At 45.6% G+C, this 2,237-nt stretch carries 4 protein-coding genes and 1 tRNA gene; all 5 read left to right on the plus strand.

The window, feature by feature from the left end; genetic code table 11:
- Positions 1–2 precede the first annotated feature (2 nt).
- The 5 genes from FGS84_RS30495 to FGS84_RS31905 all read left to right on the plus strand — a co-directional run bounded on the left by FGS84_RS30495 (position 3) and on the right by FGS84_RS31905 (position 2,191).
- Positions 3–74: transfer RNA gene (locus FGS84_RS30495), tRNA-Gly, on the plus strand.
- 158 nt (positions 75–232) lie between these two features.
- A complete protein-coding gene (locus FGS84_RS30500; protein ID WP_138311875.1) occupies positions 233–985 on the plus strand; it encodes a hypothetical protein in 753 nt (250 codons plus the stop codon).
- Positions 986–1,052: 67 nt separating this feature from the next.
- A complete protein-coding gene (locus FGS84_RS30505) occupies positions 1,053–1,628 on the plus strand; it encodes a TetR/AcrR family transcriptional regulator (protein ID WP_138311876.1) in 576 nt (191 codons plus the stop codon).
- Positions 1,629–1,739: 111 nt separating this feature from the next.
- Complete coding sequence (locus FGS84_RS30510) at positions 1,740–2,060, plus strand: DUF1330 domain-containing protein (protein ID WP_243130130.1); 321 nt, start codon at positions 1,740–1,742, stop codon at positions 2,058–2,060.
- On the plus strand, positions 2,057–2,191 hold the full coding sequence (locus tag FGS84_RS31905; protein WP_279232866.1) for a hypothetical protein: 135 nt from the start codon (positions 2,057–2,059) through the stop codon (positions 2,189–2,191). Before FGS84_RS30510 ends, FGS84_RS31905 begins: the two co-directional genes overlap by 4 nt.
- Positions 2,192–2,237 lie beyond the last annotated feature (46 nt).

A 2,237-nucleotide genomic window follows, 5' to 3' on the forward strand; every position in this document is an offset into this window, starting at 1 on the left:
ATGCGCGAGTGGCTCAGGGGTGGAGCACCACCTTGCCAAGGTGGGGGCCGCGGGTTCGAATCCCGTCTCGCGCTTTTTTGTTGTTTAACCGGAGTTTTGTATGTTTTATTCTGCAAAGCGGCCGGTTTTTTTGTGCTGTTTAAAATTTGCTGTCCCCAATCATGATTTTAGGTTCTTGTCCCCGCAGAACAGAAGTATATTGGAAGTATGAGAATAAAGGAGGACAACCAATATGAGAAAATGTTGGATGATGGTAATCACGGTGTTGCTTATCACTGCTGGGGCGAGTGTGAACGCATTTGCAGGGCAATGGAGGCAGGATGATACCGGCTGGTGGTATGAAAATGAGGACGGCACATATTTAAATAATGGATGGTCCTGGATTGGCGGAAAATGTTACTATTTTAATATGGATGGCTACTGCCTTCAGGATACGCAGACTCCGGATGGGTACAGCGTTGACGCCCAAGGGGCCTGGAATGTGGGCGGAACGGTACAGATTCAGGAGCAGACCCAGGAGCAGGTGCCGGAACAGACACAGGAACAGGCTCAGGATTGGGCTGAAGCAAAGCAGATTGATAATGTGGTAGTCACAGTGCCGGATGGGTTTGTATTTCATTCCTCGGATGAAAGAGGAATCTATCTGATTGGCGGGGAAGGCGGCAGCCTTATCTGTGTCATGTCGGAATCCCTCTCGGACTTTGGAGGATATGCCGACCTGGTATACACATATCAGGAAAAATTGCTGGATACAGCTGTGGAAACCGAGCTGGGCACCCCTCAATCCAGAACAACCAGGCAGCTTCTCAGCGGACAATGGTATTGTTATCATTACATGGATGCATCCTCACTGGGTATACCGGGCTTTTTGAAGGTTTACGCCAGAATCCATGGAAACAGACTGCAGATGGTCATGTTCGGAGGTTCTATTTCAGCTCTGGACACAGAAGAAATAATGAACAGCTGCCTGTGTTTTTTGCCATAGGCAGCTTGACAGCAGGACGAAGTTATAGTAAGATGCAAGTGAACACTTGCGTTTGCGGAGGCATGATATGGATCAGACAGGGCAGAATATTATAGATGCAGCTATGGAGCTGGTGATGGAGAGAGGATATACGGCTACCACCACTAAGGATATAGCCAGGAGGGCCGGGGTAAATGAGTGTACCATCTTCAGAAAGTTCAAGGGTAAGAAAGAAATTGTGCTTCAGGCCATGGGACAGAAGAGATGGCATCCGGATTTGGAACCGGAAGACTTCATGAATTACACAGGCGGTCTGACAGAGGACCTGTGCAGGTTTTCACGGATTTACATGAATAAGGTTACCCCGGAATTTGTTAAGCTGTCCCTGGGACTGCGTACGCCGGAGCTGGCGGAGGATACAAAGGAAGGCATCCTGGCTATTCCGCTGGTTTTTAAAAATGGCCTTATGGAATATCTAAAAAAGATGCATGAGCAGGGGACTCTTATATCCGGCGATTATGAAAGCATGGCCATGATGTTTTTATCTCTCAATTTTGGCTTTGTGTTTTTTAAAGCTTCTTTTGGCCCAGGTTTAACTGAGATGGAAGCAGATGAGTATATTGGAACGATGGTAGATGTATTTGTCCGTGGAGTAACCAGGTAAGTACTTAAATATATGGTGCCTGTTGGTGCCATTTATTTTTATCAAACATGCAAGTGTATACTTGCACAGAAAGGAGAAGGTATGAGCTGTTATTTTATTATCTCTGTTTTTTTGGAACCAGGAAAGGACAGGACGGATTACGACGATTACATAAGACTGGTCAGGCCCATTGTGGAGGAATATGGGGGAAGGTATGTGGTGAGAAGTGAAGGAATCGAATACATGGGAAAGGACTGGCAGCCGGACCGCTTTATTATAATTCGATTTCCGGACAGAGAAAGCATTGACCTGTGTTTTTCTTCTAATGCGTACAAAAACATCATGAGCAAAAGAGAGAATACAGTGGACAGCCGGGCCATCATTGTTATGGACGGAGAAATGTATGGGGACGAACGGGAAAAAGGAAATACAGAGGAGGAGAAAATGGGATGAAGATACATGAAGGAGTCCATCAGATGCGCATTTCGTTTAATGTCACACCTGAAATTTCCAGATACGTGCATGTGTACGTTTTAGAAGGAAAGAAGGGATGTTACCTGATTGATGCAGGGGTGAAAGACTAACTATTAAAAGTCAAGTCTAAAATAAAAGTTTTGGATGAATTGCAGA

Origin of the sequence: Clostridium sp. 1001271st1 H5 (genome assembly GCF_005845215.1) — a bacterium.
Lineage (GTDB): Bacteria > Bacillota > Clostridia > Lachnospirales > Lachnospiraceae > Enterocloster.

Excerpts from the sequence above, each read along its gene's own strand:
- FGS84_RS31905 (WP_279232866.1), top strand. The coding sequence starts at position 2,057 with ATGAAGATACATGAAGGAGTCCATCAGATGCGCATTTCGTTTAATGTC.
- FGS84_RS30505 (WP_138311876.1), top strand. The coding sequence starts at position 1,053 with ATGGATCAGACAGGGCAGAATATTATAGATGCAGCTATGGAGCTGGTG.
- FGS84_RS30500 (WP_138311875.1), top strand. The coding sequence starts at position 233 with ATGAGAAAATGTTGGATGATGGTAATCACGGTGTTGCTTATCACTGCT.